At 60.4% G+C, this 14,782-nt stretch carries 20 protein-coding genes; 6 read left to right on the top strand and 14 right to left on the bottom strand.

Annotation, left to right across the window (positions count from 1 at the left end; translation table 11 throughout):
- Positions 1–52 precede the first annotated feature (52 nt).
- Both AC2FNN_RS03620 and AC2FNN_RS03615 read left to right on the top strand, forming a co-directional pair.
- Positions 53–607 carry a hypothetical protein gene (locus AC2FNN_RS03620; protein ID WP_496756647.1) on the top strand — a complete coding sequence of 185 codons (555 nt, stop codon included), beginning with the start codon at positions 53–55 and terminating at the stop codon, positions 605–607.
- 40 nt (positions 608–647) lie between these two features.
- Entirely contained in the window at positions 648–1,040 is a 393-nt protein-coding gene (locus AC2FNN_RS03615) for an META domain-containing protein (protein WP_496756645.1), read from the top strand.
- On the opposite strand, the gene recO is transcribed toward AC2FNN_RS03615, so the two are convergent.
- Positions 1,024–1,749 carry a DNA repair protein RecO gene (gene recO, locus AC2FNN_RS03610; RefSeq protein ID WP_496756644.1) on the bottom strand — a complete coding sequence of 242 codons (726 nt, stop codon included), beginning with the start codon at positions 1,747–1,749 and terminating at the stop codon, positions 1,024–1,026. The two genes, AC2FNN_RS03615 and recO, sit on opposite strands and share 17 nt — an antisense overlap.
- Positions 1,750–1,945: 196 nt before the next feature.
- On the opposite strand from recO, the gene AC2FNN_RS03605 reads away from it, so the two are divergent.
- Entirely contained in the window at positions 1,946–2,197 is a 252-nt protein-coding gene (locus AC2FNN_RS03605) for a hypothetical protein (RefSeq protein ID WP_152457090.1), read from the top strand.
- A 291-nt stretch (positions 2,198–2,488) separates the two neighbouring features.
- Positions 2,489–2,878: a VOC family protein gene (locus AC2FNN_RS03600; RefSeq protein ID WP_496756642.1), complete on the top strand. Its 390-nt coding sequence runs from the start codon at positions 2,489–2,491 to the stop codon at positions 2,876–2,878.
- Positions 2,879–2,934: 56 nt separating this feature from the next.
- Here AC2FNN_RS03600 and AC2FNN_RS03595 read toward each other — a convergent pair whose 3' ends face one another.
- From AC2FNN_RS03595 to era, 3 genes are all read right to left on the bottom strand, one after another.
- Complete coding sequence (locus AC2FNN_RS03595; protein WP_496756641.1) at positions 2,935–3,258, bottom strand: SemiSWEET transporter; 324 nt, start codon at positions 3,256–3,258, stop codon at positions 2,935–2,937.
- A 94-nt stretch (positions 3,259–3,352) separates the two neighbouring features.
- On the bottom strand, positions 3,353–3,682 hold the full coding sequence (locus AC2FNN_RS03590) for a DUF1491 family protein (protein ID WP_496756639.1): 330 nt from the start codon (positions 3,680–3,682) through the stop codon (positions 3,353–3,355).
- Positions 3,679–4,587, bottom strand: coding sequence for a GTPase Era (gene era / locus AC2FNN_RS03585; RefSeq protein WP_496756637.1), 909 nt, complete (start codon positions 4,585–4,587; stop codon positions 3,679–3,681). Before era ends, AC2FNN_RS03590 begins: the two co-directional genes overlap by 4 nt.
- Positions 4,588–4,747: 160 nt before the next feature.
- Here era and AC2FNN_RS03580 point away from each other — a divergent pair, with 160 nt between their 5' ends.
- On the top strand, positions 4,748–6,130 hold the full coding sequence (locus AC2FNN_RS03580) for a multicopper oxidase family protein (RefSeq protein ID WP_496756636.1): 1,383 nt from the start codon (positions 4,748–4,750) through the stop codon (positions 6,128–6,130).
- 51 nt (positions 6,131–6,181) lie between these two features.
- Here the strand turns inward: AC2FNN_RS03580 and AC2FNN_RS03575 are convergent, their stop codons facing one another.
- The 10 genes from AC2FNN_RS03575 to folK all read right to left on the bottom strand — a co-directional run bounded on the left by AC2FNN_RS03575 (position 6,182) and on the right by folK (position 14,054).
- Positions 6,182–6,658: a hypothetical protein gene (locus tag AC2FNN_RS03575; RefSeq protein WP_171637561.1), complete on the bottom strand. Its 477-nt coding sequence runs from the start codon at positions 6,656–6,658 to the stop codon at positions 6,182–6,184.
- A 155-nt stretch (positions 6,659–6,813) separates the two neighbouring features.
- Positions 6,814–7,491 carry a ribonuclease III gene (gene rnc / locus AC2FNN_RS03570; protein ID WP_171637563.1) on the bottom strand — a complete coding sequence of 226 codons (678 nt, stop codon included), beginning with the start codon at positions 7,489–7,491 and terminating at the stop codon, positions 6,814–6,816.
- Positions 7,488–8,327 (bottom strand): signal peptidase I, encoded by an 840-nt coding sequence (gene lepB / locus AC2FNN_RS03565; RefSeq protein ID WP_496756633.1) that lies wholly within the window; start codon positions 8,325–8,327, stop codon positions 7,488–7,490. Before lepB ends, rnc begins: the two co-directional genes overlap by 4 nt.
- A 60-nt stretch (positions 8,328–8,387) precedes the next feature.
- Entirely contained in the window at positions 8,388–8,807 is a 420-nt protein-coding gene (acpS, locus tag AC2FNN_RS03560; RefSeq protein WP_496756632.1) for a holo-ACP synthase, read from the bottom strand.
- On the bottom strand, positions 8,804–9,427 hold the full coding sequence (locus AC2FNN_RS03555) for a LysE family translocator (RefSeq protein WP_496756630.1): 624 nt from the start codon (positions 9,425–9,427) through the stop codon (positions 8,804–8,806). Before AC2FNN_RS03555 ends, acpS begins: the two co-directional genes overlap by 4 nt.
- Entirely contained in the window at positions 9,424–10,170 is a 747-nt protein-coding gene (locus AC2FNN_RS03550; RefSeq protein ID WP_496756629.1) for a pyridoxine 5'-phosphate synthase, read from the bottom strand. The genes AC2FNN_RS03555 and AC2FNN_RS03550 overlap by 4 nt, the downstream gene beginning before the upstream one ends.
- Positions 10,163–10,861 (bottom strand): DUF2062 domain-containing protein, encoded by a 699-nt coding sequence (locus tag AC2FNN_RS03545; RefSeq protein WP_171724853.1) that lies wholly within the window; start codon positions 10,859–10,861, stop codon positions 10,163–10,165. Before AC2FNN_RS03545 ends, AC2FNN_RS03550 begins: the two co-directional genes overlap by 8 nt.
- Positions 10,862–10,877: 16 nt before the next feature.
- Entirely contained in the window at positions 10,878–13,010 is a 2,133-nt protein-coding gene (locus tag AC2FNN_RS03540) for a RelA/SpoT family protein (RefSeq protein WP_496756627.1), read from the bottom strand.
- Positions 13,011–13,036: 26 nt separating this feature from the next.
- Positions 13,037–13,390, bottom strand: a complete 354-nt coding sequence (gene rpoZ / locus AC2FNN_RS03535) for a DNA-directed RNA polymerase subunit omega (protein ID WP_117869873.1) — start codon at positions 13,388–13,390, stop codon at positions 13,037–13,039.
- Positions 13,391–13,484: 94 nt separating this feature from the next.
- Complete coding sequence (gene folK / locus AC2FNN_RS03530) at positions 13,485–14,054, bottom strand: 2-amino-4-hydroxy-6-hydroxymethyldihydropteridine diphosphokinase (RefSeq protein ID WP_496756625.1); 570 nt, start codon at positions 14,052–14,054, stop codon at positions 13,485–13,487.
- 141 nt (positions 14,055–14,195) lie between these two features.
- Between folK and AC2FNN_RS03525 the strand changes: the two genes are divergently transcribed.
- The gene (locus AC2FNN_RS03525; protein WP_117869875.1) at positions 14,196–14,771 is read left to right on the top strand and encodes a LabA-like NYN domain-containing protein; all 576 of its coding nucleotides are present in this window, start codon (positions 14,196–14,198) and stop codon (positions 14,769–14,771) included.
- The last annotated feature ends 11 nt before the right edge of the window (positions 14,772–14,782 follow it).

Raw genomic sequence — 14,782 nt, 5'->3', positions numbered from 1 at the left:
GGTAGAGCATCAGCCGGACACGAGACGGAAAAATTAACTTTTGGGATACCGCATGACCCGATCTTTCCTTGCCATGTGCGCTGTTCTTGCGGCTCTTGCTCTGGCGGCTTGCACCACCCCGCAGCCGACGGTGAGCCGGAACGATATTGATGCGCTGGCGCAGTCGATCCAGGCGCTTGGGCCCGATGTTAATCCGGCCGAGGCACAGAGGGCGGCCACAATCGCCTATTCCTATTCGCAACAATTGGCGCGGGATTGGAATGTCACCGACCCGGCGATCATCCACAACGCCAAGGTCATCAACGGGTTCCGCGAAAAGGGGCTGTGCAACGATTGGGCAGAAGCAATGACCAGGCGGCTGCGGCAGGAAAATTTCCGAACATTAGATCTGCACTGGGCCACGTCACCGCCGACGTCTTTTCGCATCATTCACCATTCGGCATTGATCAGTGCCAAGGGGGATTCGATGTATGACGGCATCATCCTTGATCCCTGGCGCAACAGTGGCGCGTTGTACTGGGCGCCGGTGCGTGAAGATACGCGCTATAACTGGAAACCCCGGCTGGAAGTGCGCGAGCGGCTTCTGAACGGGTCTTTGCCCTACTGACCCGGTTCCAACAACATCCCCTATGCGCTAAGACCCAGCCATGACACGTCTGATCCTGACCCTGCCCTTGATGGCACTGTTCCAATGCGACAGGGATGAAACCGTCGCCGCCTATGGCGCGGCAGACCGGACATGGGCGTTGCAGGAGATCGACGGACAGCCCTTTGCCGCAAGCGCCCTGCTGCGGTTCCCCGAAGAGGGCAGGATCGCCGGAAAGGCCCCCTGCAACGGCTATGACGGCACGCTGAACGCGCCCTACCCGTGGTTCGAAATTCAGGACCTGAGAGCAACGCGGGCCGCCTGCGCCGGGCTTGAGGCCGAAGGGGTCTATTTCGCCGCCCTTATGGCCATGACCCAATCCGAGGTGTCAGGCAATGTGCTGATCTTGCGCAATGAGGACGGGCACGAGATGGTATTCACAGCCGCCGAGTGACCTGATCCATGAACCGCGCGCGCGCTTCGGGCAGCGGGTTATGCCCCAAAGACGGAGCAACGCGGTGCTCCAGGAAATATCCGGTTGTGCGCAGGGCCTCAGCGACCTCGGCATCGGGCGCAGTGCCTTCGCCGCGCAGACAGGGCGGCAGGGGCAACAGCTTGTCCGCCCAATCCCCGGCGCCATTCGCGCTGACGGACCGGCCTGTTTTGGGGGATACATAGATCAATCCTTCGGTCACACCGGTCACGGCGCAGGCGGTCAGATCAAGGCCAAATCCAAGCTCGTCCAGCAACGCGAGCTCCCATCGCAGATAGGCCAGCGGCCATATCTCATCCTGTCCCAACAGGTCCATCAACCGCTCGGTCCGGGTATAGAGCGCGGGGTGTGGTTCCCGTTCGGGCAGGCAGAAGGACAACAGCGAAACGACCGCGTTCAGCCCGGACAGGGCCAGCCGCCCTGAAAACGCGGCTGCCGCGCGGGACCGCAGGGGTTCGACCTGAAAGGTGCCGATATGTTCTTCCAGCCGCGCGCGCCACAGCACATCCAGCTGCGCGCCGGGTTGCAGGATCGGCGCGATCTTGCGGCTGGTTCCGCCACGCACCACACCGGCGTGACGCCCGTGGCCTTCGGTAAAGACCTCGATGATCGCCGCTGTTTCACCATGGCGGCGTAATGTCAGGAGTATTCCGTGATCGCGCCAGTCCAAAACCTGACCCTGTTGCTGGTTGGGTTGTGGTTCGCAGAAAATCCCAAGCGACGTTTGCACGCAAGAGCGGAAGTGCTTCAACCCCTTTTCAGCGCGCGTTCTTTTCCGAAGCCGCCATAGTTTTGTGACTTCGCGCCACCCGGCTTGTACGCGTTTTTGCGACCCCCAACTGCGCTTCAACAGAAGGGGCCGCAGCATGATCGATGACGAACCGAAACCCGCCACATATTACGACGAACGCGAAATCTGGACACCGGACCCCACGGCGGCAGACATGCAGGTCTATGAGACATTTGCGTCGACCGTTGTCGAACTCGTGCAGGTGCTGGATGACAACAAGCCGATGTTGTCGAGGGATGTCTACGCACGCTTTTCTGCGTCTCTGCTGCACCTGTCCAGGGTGTTGGGCGAGTACGAAGACGGGTGGAACGGCGGACATGGCGCGTGATCCCAAGACATGCATAGACTGAAGGGCAGAGCATCGGCATTTCATTGCAACGGTCCGGCACGATATAGCGACCAGACCTGACCACGGTGGTTTCCGTTGTGCCTCAACATGAACCCGCCGCCATTCTTCAGATCACAAATGCGCCCCGGCAGAACGCGCCTGCTGCCCCTTGGCCCGATGGAACCCCCGTCTGCCGTCCGGGGTATCGCCAGATGCGTGCAAAAGAATGCGTTGCTTTAATCCCGTTCAGGCCATAATGTTCTACTTATGTTCTAAAATGGGATTCCAAATATGTCTCTTAATTACGTCATGATCGGTTCCAACGACGTTGCCAAGGCACGCAGCTATTACGACGCGGTTATGCCCCGGATCGGCGGAAAGGTCATCGCCGAGTATATGCCGCATGCTGTATGCTATGAGCTGCGCGGTGGCGGATGCATATGGGTCGCGACACCGTTCGACAAAAAAGACGCGACGATCGGCAACGGAAACATGGTTGGCCTGCTGTGCCAAAGCACAGAGGAAGTGCGTGATGCGCACGCGGCCGCGCTTGAAAATGGCGGAACCAACGAAGGTGATCCGGGGGACCGCCCCCAATATGGCCCAAACTTTTTTGGTGCCTACGCACGCGACCCTGACGGGAACAAGATGAGCTTTGTCTATTTTGGCGACGCGGATTGATGGCCCCGAGCATCGTCTGCGACCGCGAACAAGAAAGACCCAAGCCAGCGTGGAGTTCAGAAGGTCACACCCGCATGGACCAGAATTCCTATGACCATCAGCAGGTTCAGCACCATCGAGATACCGTTGCCCACATAGATGGGCAACTTGCCGACCACCAGACCATATGCAAACCACAGGAAGGACAGCCCGGCATAAAGCGACCAAGACAGAAGCGACTGACCAGTGGCGTGTTCGGAATGGGTGAAGTAGAGCTTGATCAGTTGCGGAAGCGTGGCAAAAGGACCGACGACCCCGACAAAGACCATGAAGCTTTCGAACCGCTGCATCCAGTGGCCGAGTTCGGATTTTTCCAGTTTCTCCGCAAGCGTTTCAGTCACGAAAGCACCTCTTGGTTGCGCGCTATCCCCGGGGCAATAGCCGCAGTAAAATAGTCGTTTTGGTCTCTGCGTCAAAGACCAATCTGTACAGTGGTCACTCCAGCCCTTCTTCGCCCAGCAGGTGCCGCCCCTGCCGGTCTTCGACCTCAATCACCCAGAGGTCGGGGTCAAAGCTGCGTTGGCGGTGGATGGCTTCGTCCACTTCGCCCTCCGGGCCAGACGAGAGTTCCACCCATTTCCGTTCACCACTCATCAGATCAAAGCTGCGTTGGAAGGCAACAGCCTGCCCATCCAGCGTGTTCAGCTTGACCAGAACTGCGCCTGCGGTGTCATCGCCATGGGCCACCACATAGGCCGGGATATCCTGAAATCGCAGCCGCGCCAGATAGGCGTGAACCCAGAAATCGGCGGTCAGGCGGGTCATGCGTTGCCGTCTTTGAAATCCAGACCCATTTCCGAATAGCGCTCGGATTCCTCAAGCCAGTTGGGCCGGACTTTCACTTGCAGGAACAGGTGGATCTTGCGGTCGAGGAATTCTTCCAGTTCCGCCCGCGCGGCCTGACTGACGGCCTTGATCGTCTCGCCCTTCTTGCCCAGAACGATGCCCTTGTGGCCGTCGCGCATGACATAGATGACCTGATCGATTCTGGCCGAGCCGTCCTTGCGTTCTTCCCAGTTTTCGGTCTCGACCGTCAGTTGGTAGGGCAGTTCCTGATGCAGGCGCAGGGTCAGCTTCTCGCGCGTCATTTCAGCGGCGATCATGCGCAGGGGCAGATCGGCGATCTGATCTTCGGGGTAAAGCCACGGGCCTTCGGGCAATTCGCCCGCCAGCCACTTGCGCAGGTCATCGACGCCGTGGCCTTTTTCGGCAGAGATCATGAAGGTTTCGGCAAACGGATAGCGCGCGTTCAGGTCGCTGGTCAGCGCCAGCAGTTTCTCGGACGGTACCTTGTCGATCTTGTTGATGGCGAGCGCGATGGTGCGGCCCTGCCCGATCTCGGCCAGCCCTTCAAGGATGCGTTCGACCCCTTCGGTGATGCCGCGATGCGCCTCGACCATCAGCACAACGACATCGGCATCGGCGGCCCCGCCCCAGGCAGCCGCGACCATGGCACGGTCCAGACGGCGGCGCGGTTTGAACAGGCCCGGCGTGTCCACAAACACCAGTTGCGCATCGCCTTCCATCGCAACGCCCCGGATACGGGCGCGCGTGGTCTGCACCTTATGGGTCACGATCGAGACCTTGGCCCCGACCATGCGGTTCAGGAGGGTGGATTTGCCTGCGTTGGGCTCTCCGATCAGGGCGATAAATCCGGCGCGTGTGGTCATGTGTCTGGCAATCCTGTCTGCAACTGCGCCCCCCTATAGCAGAAAGGGGCGACGGGCCAGAGGGATTTGTCGCATTGCGGCCCTGCGTTTGCGGTGGCAGGACAGGCACAGATGCCCAGCCAGTTCCAGCCCGGCAGCAAATCCTTTCAGAGAGGTTGTCATGAAACGTCGCGAGTTTCTTCTTGGAAGCAGTGCCGCCGCTGGCGCGGTTGGGTTGGGCGGATGGTCGCTGGCGGCAGGTGATGCGGCGCAGGAACTGGTGCTGCAACCCGCCAGTTACCGGCTGCGCGAAGGGCTGACCACAGGGATGGTCAGCCTGTCGCCCGATGCGCCGCCGCCGGTTCTGTATGGGCGGCAGGGCGAGCCTATGCGGCTGAGCGTGCGCAATACCTTGCCGGATTATACCTCGATGCACTGGCACGGGCTGCGCATCCGAAACGAGATGGACGGGGTGCCCTACCTGACCCAGATGCCCATCGGCGAGGGCGAAAGTTTCACCTATGAATTCACGCCACCGGATGCGGGGACCTACTGGTATCACCCCCATTGCATGACGATGGAGCAGATGGCGCGCGGGCTGACCGGCGTGATGGTGATTGCCGAGCCGGAAGAGCCGGGGTTCGACAGCGAGCAGGTGATCAATCTGCGGGATTTCCGGCTGGACGAGGATGACGCGTTCCTGCCTGCCTATACGGCACGAGGTGCGGCGCGGGCGGGCACGTTTGGCACGGTGCAGACCGCCAACTGGCAGGGCGCGGCGGTCTATGAGCACGCGGCGGGCAGTCTGGTGCGGCTGCGGGTGGTCAACACGGACACGACCCGCATCTACAAGCTGCATCCCGAGGGGGCCGAGACCCGGATCATCGCCTGGGACGGGCATCCGGTCGAGATCGATCTGCCGGTGCCAACGGCGGACGATCCGCTGTTGCTGGGCCCCGGTCAACGGGTGGATATTGCCGTCCGGATGCCCGAGGGCGAAGGGCAGTCGGCGGACCTGATGGCCAAGTTTCCCGGCCAGCCCCACCGCGCCATGGCGCGCTTGCGGGCGACCGGCACATCAGCGGCGCGCGATCTGCGAGAGCTGCGCCCGTTGCGGGCAAACCCCGTTGCGCGCCCCGAACCAGACCGTGCGGAATTGCATGAGTTCGTCTTTGGCTGGACGCCAGAGGGCGGTGCCCCGAATGACGGGTTCTGCGGCACGCTGGGGTATAGTTTCTGGTCGATCAACCGCAAACCCTGGCCGGGCGATGCGGCGCAAGGCACCGGGCCGCTGGCGGTTCTGGAACAGGGAAAAAGCTATGTCCTGCGATTGCGCAATGAATCGCCCAATCTGCACCCGATCCACCTGCACGGGCTGGCCTTTGTGCCGCTGCGATCCAACCTGCGCACCCTGCCACCGCTGATGACGGACACGATGCTGCTGTTGAAGGATGAGGTGGCGGATATGGCACTGGTGGCGGACAACCCCGGCGACTGGGCGTTTCATTGCCATGTGATCGAACATCAGAAAACCGGACTGACCGGGTTCATCCGGGTGGAGTGATCAATGAAAGCCGCCGGCCCGACGCCGGACCGACGGATAGTACGGGTCAGATCACGGGTGACGGCGCAGGATGGGGTTCAGCACGGCCACAAACACGATACCGTACAAAACGTGTCCGATCAGGGCGACCCATGTGATGCCGACAAAGTTCAGGAACGGTGGCAGACCGGCAAAGGTCGTGACACCTCCGATAGCAAACACCCACAGACCGAATCCATAGATTGCCGAGGCTACAAAGATGTGGGCCGGACCCAGAACCTTGACCCAGATTGGCTGGAAAATAAGGAACCAACCCAAAGGATAGGCAATCAGGCCGACAATGTAGAAATGCACGAAGAAGCCCAGAAAAGCGTTGCTGGGCAGGCCCAGACTGGACAGCAAACTCTGCGCCAGACCTTCGGGTGACAGGTTGGCCCAGCCGATCCCGGGACTGACAACTTGCCCCCAGAAATCGAAGGCCATGGTTGCCACAAACCCGGCAATGAACAGAAAGCCGATATTGACGAGCGAGAGTTTTGCACGTTGCATTGAATTGCCTTTTTTATGTTGTTTCCTGAGTGCTTTGACCTGCCGTAGCCTGACTGGTGCCAAAACGACTGATACCCAGATACAGGTCGTCTGTCGTGGCTTCTATAGTCTTCAAGTTAGATTGAAGTTTGTGACAGGCCGAGCTTAAACAGAGATCAGCCGACCCGCTCCAGCAAGGCCTTGGCGGCTGCCTGTTCGGCCTGGCGCTTGGAACCTGCGGTGGCTTGTGCCTCGGTTCCGTCCTGAAGGCGGGCGGCGATGGTGAAGACGGGGGCGTGGTCGGGGCCGCTGCGTTTGACCTCGACATAGCTGGGTGGTTTCTGGCCGCGCGCCTGCGCCCATTCCTGAAGCGCGGTTTTGGCGTCGCGGGCGTCGGCCTCGACCTTGTGGATGCGATCCCCCCAAAGGGCGAGGATGACATCGCGGGCGGCCTCGAACCCCGTATCCCGATAGATGGCGGCGATCACGGCCTCCATCGCGTCACCAAGCAGCGCTTGCTTGCGACGGCCACCGGACAGCATCTCGGACCGGCCCAGTTTCAACACCGCGCCCAGATCAATCTGGCGGGCCACATCTGCGCAGGCTTCTTTGCGGACCAGTGCGTTGAACCGTGGGGCCAACTGACCCTCGGACGCCTTCTTGTCAGCTTCAAGCAGCGCAGTGGCCATGACAAGGCCCAGAACGCGGTCTCCCAGAAACTCCAGCCGCTGATTGTCGGGGCGGGTGGACGAAGATACCGAGCCATGGGTCAGCGCACGCACCAGCAGTTCGGGGTTTTTGAACTCATACCCCAATCGCCGCTGGAACGCCTTTATTTCAGCCGATAGTTTCAATTGACCGCCTTGAAGAACCGATCACCGCGCCAGGTCCAGAAGAACAGCATCGAACGGCCCGCGGACGAGAACATGATCCGGTCGGCACGACCGATCAGGTTTTCGTAAGGCACGTATCCGACACCACCGGCAGATTGCGGCAGACGGCTGTCGCTGGAATTGTCACGGTTGTCACCCATGAAGAAATAATGGCCCTCGGGCACGGTATAGATGCCGGTATTGTCCGATGCCTGATTGCCGATGTTCAGCACGTCATAGGACACACCGTTGGGCAGGGTTTCGATCAAGCGCGACTTTTCGCAGGCGCCGCCAATTCCAACAGGGCCGTTTTCACAGCGGGGGCGCAGGCGCTGCGGGCCTTGCGGTTCCGCAATCTCGGTAAACACGCCGTCGGGCTGCTGAGGAACCGGAGTGCCATTGAGGATGATCTGGCCATTGCGGACCTGGATCCGGTCGCCCGGCAAGCCAATCAGGCGTTTGATATAATCACGCCCGGTGACCGGATGGCGAAAGACGATGACATCGCCACGTTCCGGATCACCGCCCCAGATACGGGTATTGTCTTCGCCCTGCATCCAGCCACAGATATCTTCGGCATCCACGTTCAGGCCGACGCTGGGGATGATCAGGCTGGGGCAGGATGCGTAGGAATAGCCATAAGCCATCTTGTTGACGAAGAGGAAATCACCGATCAGCAGCGTCTGCTTCATCGAGCCCGAGGGGATCCAGAACGGCTGAAAGAAGAGGGTACGGAACACGCCGGCAATCAGCAGCGCATAGACGATGGTCTTGATCGTCTCCCAGACGGGATTTCCGGTCTTGGCTTCCTCGGCCATACTGCTCTCTCCAGTTCTTTGCTTGGCTTCGCTGCTACATGCGGGGGCGATGGGGGCAAGTCAAGGCTGCGTGGTGTGATCTTGAAGCGGACGCGCTTCGATCACCACGAAAGCCTGCGCCCAAGGATGGTCATCGGTCAGGGTGACATGGATGATCGCCTCGTGCCCTTCGGGGGTCATTTCATTCAGGCGTTCGGCGGCCCAGCCTGTCACATGCATCACGGGCTGGCCGGTGCGCAGATTGGTGACGGCCATGTCCTTCCACGCGATGCCCATGCGCAGACCGGTGCCCAACGCCTTGGAACAGGCCTCTTTCGCGGCCCAGCGCTTGGCATACGTACCCGCGGTGTCGGCGCGGCGTTCGGCTTTGCGCTGTTCGGTCTCGGTGAAGACACGGTTGCGGAACCGGTCGCCGAACCGGTCGAGCGTGCCCTGAATGCGGTCAATATTTGCGAGGTCCGTGCCGATGCCAAGGATCATGACAACCGCACCGTCAGGATCTTGTAACTCGCCACACCAAAGAACCCGGCGAAGGCGAAATCGAACCAGCGGCGGGCGCGACGGTAGGTTCGGACCATGCGTTCGGATGAAAACAGGAAGGCATAGCCGATGAAGATCAGCAGCGATCCGGTATAGAGCATGGCGAAATAGCCCAGCAGCATCGACAGGCTGGCATCATTGGGCGCGACGATGGCATAGATCGAGCCCCAGCTGAGGATCGCCTTGGGGTTGGTCAGGTGAATGGCCGCGCCTTTGGCGAAGATCGTCGGCAGCGCGCCTGTGACCGGTTTGCCCAAAGCGACCTCGTCCGCGGTCATCGCACGGCGCAAGGCCTTCAGCGCCAGCCAACCCAGATAGGCCACACCGACATAGCGGATCACCTCGAACACCCAGACATTGGCCAGCATGATCGCCGACAGGCCAAGTGCTGCGGCAATGCCCCAGGCGGCGGACCCGGCACAGATGCCCAGTGCAAAGGCCAGCCCAGCGGTGCGGCCTTCGTTCATGGCGGTTCCGGCAATGCCCATCGTGGCGGGGCCCGGAGAGCCTCCGGCCATCAGCCAGGCCAGCCAGATGGCGACAAAGCCGGGGGTGATCACGCCCGCGCCTCGTCCATCAGGCGACGCATTTCCTGAATGGCCGGGGTCAGGCCCAGAAAAATCGCCTCGCCAATCAGGAAATGACCGATATTCAGCTCTTTGACTTCTGGGAAAGCGGCAACCGGCTTTACCGTGTCATAAGTCAGGCCATGGCCCGCATGAACCTCAAGCCCCAGCGAATGGGCGAAGGTGGACATCTGGCGCAGCGATTCAAGCTCGCGTTCGGCATCCTCGATACGGCCTTCGGCATGGGCGTCGCAATAGGCGCCGGTGTGCAGCTCGATCACCTCGGCACCGATGCGGTGGGCGGCTTCGATCTGGCGCTGGTCGGCGGCGATGAAGATCGACACGCGGCAGCCGGCATCACGCAGAGGCGCGATGAAATGCGCCAGCTTGTTTTCCTCGCGCGCGACTTCAAGCCCGCCTTCGGTGGTGCGCTCTTCGCGCTTTTCGGGCACGATGCAGACCGCGTGCGGTTTGTGGCGCAGGGCGATTTTCTGCATCTCGGGCGTCGCGGCCATCTCAAAATTCAACGGCACCGACAGAACCTCCATCAGCCCGTCGATATCGGCGTCCGAGATATGGCGTCGATCTTCGCGCAGATGCGCGGTGATGCCATCGGCCCCCGCTTCTTCCGCCAGTTTGGCAGCGCGCAGCGGATCTGGATAATCCCCACCCCGCGCATTGCGCACGGTGGCAACGTGATCGATGTTCACACCCAGACGCAGATGGTTCTCAGACATCACTCGATTCCTTTTGCATGTTTCTGCCCGAGCCTAGAGGCTCTGCCGAAGAAACGGCAGCCGAATCTTCGGCCAAACGTTTGATTTCCTCAAACTTCGCCTTGATCCTGGCGCGGCGGCGCTGCTGATACGTCAGGATCAGCGGCAGGCTGAGGTAATAGCAGATCACCCCCGCAACGACGCCCGGAATGATCCCACCGATCATATAGGGATAGAAGACGTCATCGTAGAACTGCGACAGCCCGTGCCAGTCGGCCACGCGATCCGTAAACAACGCCAGAAAATTGTTCTTGAGGTCCCCTATGGCGCTGGCGAATTTGCCCATCAGCCCTTGTGTGTCGCCTTCTTCGTATTCGGTACCCAGCAGGAAATGCCCGGTCTGAAGACAGATCACCCCGATCGGAACATAGGTGAGCGGGTTGCCGAAAAACGTGCCGCTGAGCGCGGCCAGAATGTTCCCCTTGATCAGCCGGGCACCGATGGCGGCGACAAGAAAGTGCAACCCGTAAAACGGCGTAAAGGCGGCAAACACCCCTGCCCCGATGCCGCGCGCGATCCGGTCAGGGGTATCCGGCAAGCGCCGGACGCGGTGTTTCACGTAATGGAAGGCGCGGGTCCATCCGCCACGCGGATAGACGAAATCCGATGCGATCTGGACTGGAGAGCGTCGGTCTCGGCGCTTGAAAACCACCCGTGATCACCCCTTCTCAGCCAGCCGCGGTCGCGGTTTTGGTCCGGTCCCGATAACGTTCGACCGCTGCAACGTCGCTTTCCGCCTCAAGCATCAGCATGAGCGAATGCAGCTGTTCAAGGTCGCGCAGTTCGACATTGATCAGAAGGCGGTAAAAATCCGGTTTGCGATCGACAAACTCGAGGTTCGAGATATTGGCCTTTTTCTCGCCGATCAATGTGCAAATACGCCCCAGAACCCCGGCATCGTTGCCAATGGTCAGATCCAGCGTCGCGCCATAGACGGCCGGGTGCGTGCCCGAGTGCCAGTGCAGATCGACCCACCGGTCAGGTTCGCCTTCGAACTCGCTGAGCCGGTCGCAATCGATGGCATGCACGACCACACCCTTGCCCCGATAGGTGATGCCAACGATACGTTCCCCCGGCAGCGGCTGACAGCAGGGTGCCCGGTCGAACTTCTGTCCCGGCTCCAGGCCAATCACCGCACGACGCAGCGGAATGGCGTCGCCATCGTCCTTGGCAAGTTCGGGATAGACGGCCTGAACCACCTCATGTGCGGTCAGTTCGGCGCTGCCAAGGCGGGCCAGCAGCTCGTGCCGGTCTTTCAGGCGCAGGTGCTTTGCCGCGGTATCGAGCGCCTTGTCGGTCGCCTTGCGGCCCACGTGCTCGAACCCGGAACGGGCCAGCTCCTTGCCCAGCTTGATGAATCGCTCCCGATCCACCTCGCGAAGGGCGCGGCGAATGGCGGTACGGGCTTTGCCGGTGACTGCAATCTCCAACCACGTGACCTGTGGCGTCTGACCATCGGCGGTGATGATGTCCACGGACTGGCCATTCTTGAGCCGCGTCCAGAGTGGAACGCGGATACCGTCAACCTTGGCCCCGACACAGGCGTGACCGATCCGGGTGTGAATGGCATAGGCAAAATCGATCGGCGTCGCGCCACGCGGCAGCTTCACCACGTCGCCCTTGGGGGTGAAACAGAACACCTGGTCCGAATACATTTCCAGCTTGACGGCTTCGAGGAAGTCTTCGTGATCTTCCTCGTTGTCGAACTGCTCGGTCAGGTTGGAAATCCATTTGGCCGGGTCGACGGCGAACGGGTTCTCGGTGCGCACACCGTCGCGATAGGACCAGTGCGCCGCGACCCCGGTTTCGGCCACGTCGTGCATCTGGCGGGTGCGGATCTGCACCTCGACCCGTTTGCCGTCCCGGCCCGAAACCGTGGTGTGGATCGAGCGGTAACCGTTCGATTTGGGCTGGCTGATATAGTCCTTGAACCGCCCCGGCACCGCGCGCCAGCGCTGGTGGATGGCCCCCAGCGTTCGATAGCAGTCTTCCTCGGTCCGGGTGATGATGCGGAACCCATAGATGTCGGACAGGCGCGAGAAACCCTGATCCTTTTCCTGCATCTTGCGCCAGATCGAATAGGGTTTCTTGGCGCGGCCGAACACCTCGGCCTCGATGCCCACTTTCTCCAGCTCGTGCCGCATGTCGCCGGTGATGCGGTGGATCACGTCGCCGGTTTCGCGTTGCAAAGTGATAAAGCGACGGATGATCGACTGGCGGCCTTCGGGGTTGAGAACACGGAAAGCCAGGTCTTCCAGTTCCTCGCGCATCCATTGCATACCCATCCGGCCCGCAAGCGGTGCGTAGATATCCATCGTCTCGCGCGCTTTGATCACCTGTTTTTCAGGACGCATCGCCTTGATCGTGCGCATGTTGTGCAAACGGTCGGCCAGCTTGACCAGGATCACGCGCAAGTCCTTGGACATGGCCATGAACAGCTTGCGGAAATTCTCGGCCTGCTTGGTCTCGCGGCTGGACAGTTGCAGATTGGTCAGCTTGGTGACGCCGTCGACCAGTTTGGCGACCTCATCCCCGAACAGGTCGGACACCTTGCCATAGTTGGCCTTGGTGTCCTCGATCGTGTCGTGAAGCAGCGCCGTGATGATGGTCGCATCGTCCAGACGCTGTTCGGTCAGGATGGCGGCAACGGCAACGGGATGGGTGAAATAGGGCTCGCCGGAATGGCGGAACTGCCCTTCGTGCATCTGCTGGCCAAATTCATAGGCCAGCGCAACGCGGTCAGCATTCGTCTTGGGATTGTAGTTGCGGACCAGCGCAATCAGATCGTCAGCAGAAATCATCCGGTCCGCACCTTCGTCTTCAGGGCTTACCCCTGCCCTTGAGCCTCCATCAGAGCGCGCAGGAGCTTCTCTTCGGACATGTCGTCCATGGCGGGTTTGTCCGTTTCGGCACCCATCAGCAGCGCCATTTGATCTTCTTCGGGCTCGTCAACCTCGATCTGGGTCTGGTTGGCCTCGATCAGGCGCTCGCGCAGTTCGTCCGCGCTTTGGGTTTCGTCGGCGATCTCACGCAGAGACACGACAGGGTTCTTGTCGTTGTCGCGGTCAACGGTAATCGCTGCACCGGCGGAAATCTCACGCGCCCGATGGGCGGCGAGCATCACCAGCTCGAACCGGTTTGGAACCTTGTCTACGCAATCTTCAACCGTCACGCGGGCCATGGGGCGCTCTCCGTTTCTGAATCCATGTCAGGAAGGGGTTTATCTAAGCGCGAATCCGCGCCTTGACAAGCAGGAAATGCTGCATTTGCACGGATCACAGCGCCGTGACCGCCGCAACCTCTTCCGCGGGAAGGGTCTGGATCATCTCGCAGACCGTGCGACCCAGAACCGGATGACGCCAGTCGGGCACGATATCGGCCATCGGCACCAGGACAAAGGCGCGATCCTGAAGGCGCGGATGCGGCAAGATCAACTGATCCGGTGCCTCTTGCCTTTGCGCGTCGGTCGGCAGGGTCAGCCAGCGATCAAACGTGGCGCGATCCGGCAGGATCTGATCCTGGAAACAGACCAGATCCAGATCCAGCGTCCGCATTCCCCAACGCTGCACCCGTTCGCGCCCGAATTCCTGTTCCACGTCGTGCAACATCTGCAACAGCTGCGACGGAGATTTCTCGGTTGCAATCAGCGCCGCGGCATTCACATAATCCGGGCCGGCCCCGGCGGGAAAGCACGGCGTGGCAAAAAAACGACTGACAGAGCGAATCACCACATCGTGACGCGATAACGCGTCAAGCGCGTTCTGAAGTGTTACAGCGGGACTATTTCCTCTCAAATCGAGATTTGCACCCAGTGCAACAACGGCATTTGGCATGGATTTGCTCATGTGATACCCTACATTCGACCCATTGCATACTTGCGATAATCGACAGAAGTTCTAATTATAGGCGTACCAGCGCGCGTCATTTTATCACTCACTCACTCACGTAACGCGGCACGCACTGGATTATACCGGAAGGGAACATTTATGTTTTATAAAGACGAACGGCTAGCGCTGTTCATCGACGGCTCGAATCTTTATGCTGCGGCAAAAGCACTCGGTTTTGACATTGACTACAAACTTCTGCGGCAGGAATTCATGCGCCGCGGCAAGCTTCTTCGGGCCTTCTACTATACAGCGCTGCTGGAAAACGACGAGTATTCGCCGATCCGTCCATTGGTTGACTGGCTGCATTACAACGGCTTCACCATGGTCACCAAACCGGCCAAGGAATACACCGACAGCATGGGGCGTCGGAAAGTCAAAGGAAATATGGATATCGAGCTTACAGTCGATGCCATGGAACTGGCGCCGCGCGTCGATCATATCGTGCTGTTCTCGGGTGATGGGGATTTCCGCCCGTTGATCGCCAGCCTGCAACGGCAGGGTGTGCGCGTATCGGTGGTTTCGACCATCCGCAGCCAACCGCCGATGATCTCGGACGAACTGCGCCGCCAGGCCGACAATTTCATCGAGCTGGAAGATCTGCGCGATGTCATCGGTCGCCCGCCGCGTGAAATGCCGACGGAGCATCGCAGCGTCGCTGTTGCCAGCAACAGCTGACAAGGCGACAA

The sequence above is a fragment of the Ruegeria sp. BHSA118 genome (assembly GCF_059613405.1).
This window is presented reverse-complemented; position numbering and strand designations above follow the sequence as displayed.

Excerpts from the sequence above, each read along its gene's own strand:
- era (WP_496756637.1), bottom strand. The coding sequence starts at position 4,587 with ATGACCACACGCGCCGGATTTATCGCCCTGATCGGAGAGCCCAACGCA.
- folK (WP_496756625.1), bottom strand. The coding sequence starts at position 14,054 with ATGAGCAAATCCATGCCAAATGCCGTTGTTGCACTGGGTGCAAATCTC.
- AC2FNN_RS03600 (WP_496756642.1), top strand. The coding sequence starts at position 2,489 with ATGTCTCTTAATTACGTCATGATCGGTTCCAACGACGTTGCCAAGGCA.
- AC2FNN_RS03525 (WP_117869875.1), top strand. The coding sequence starts at position 14,196 with ATGTTTTATAAAGACGAACGGCTAGCGCTGTTCATCGACGGCTCGAAT.
- AC2FNN_RS03590 (WP_496756639.1), bottom strand. The coding sequence starts at position 3,682 with ATGACCCGCCTGACCGCCGATTTCTGGGTTCACGCCTATCTGGCGCGG.
- AC2FNN_RS03615 (WP_496756645.1), top strand. The coding sequence starts at position 648 with ATGACACGTCTGATCCTGACCCTGCCCTTGATGGCACTGTTCCAATGC.
- AC2FNN_RS03575 (WP_171637561.1), bottom strand. The coding sequence starts at position 6,658 with ATGCAACGTGCAAAACTCTCGCTCGTCAATATCGGCTTTCTGTTCATT.
- AC2FNN_RS03620 (WP_496756647.1), top strand. The coding sequence starts at position 53 with ATGACCCGATCTTTCCTTGCCATGTGCGCTGTTCTTGCGGCTCTTGCT.
- lepB (WP_496756633.1), bottom strand. The coding sequence starts at position 8,327 with ATGGCCGAGGAAGCCAAGACCGGAAATCCCGTCTGGGAGACGATCAAG.
- AC2FNN_RS03605 (WP_152457090.1), top strand. The coding sequence starts at position 1,946 with ATGATCGATGACGAACCGAAACCCGCCACATATTACGACGAACGCGAA.
- acpS (WP_496756632.1), bottom strand. The coding sequence starts at position 8,807 with ATGATCCTTGGCATCGGCACGGACCTCGCAAATATTGACCGCATTCAG.
- AC2FNN_RS03550 (WP_496756629.1), bottom strand. The coding sequence starts at position 10,170 with ATGTCTGAGAACCATCTGCGTCTGGGTGTGAACATCGATCACGTTGCC.
- AC2FNN_RS03540 (WP_496756627.1), bottom strand. The coding sequence starts at position 13,010 with ATGATTTCTGCTGACGATCTGATTGCGCTGGTCCGCAACTACAATCCC.
- rpoZ (WP_117869873.1), bottom strand. The coding sequence starts at position 13,390 with ATGGCCCGCGTGACGGTTGAAGATTGCGTAGACAAGGTTCCAAACCGG.
- AC2FNN_RS03580 (WP_496756636.1), top strand. The coding sequence starts at position 4,748 with ATGAAACGTCGCGAGTTTCTTCTTGGAAGCAGTGCCGCCGCTGGCGCG.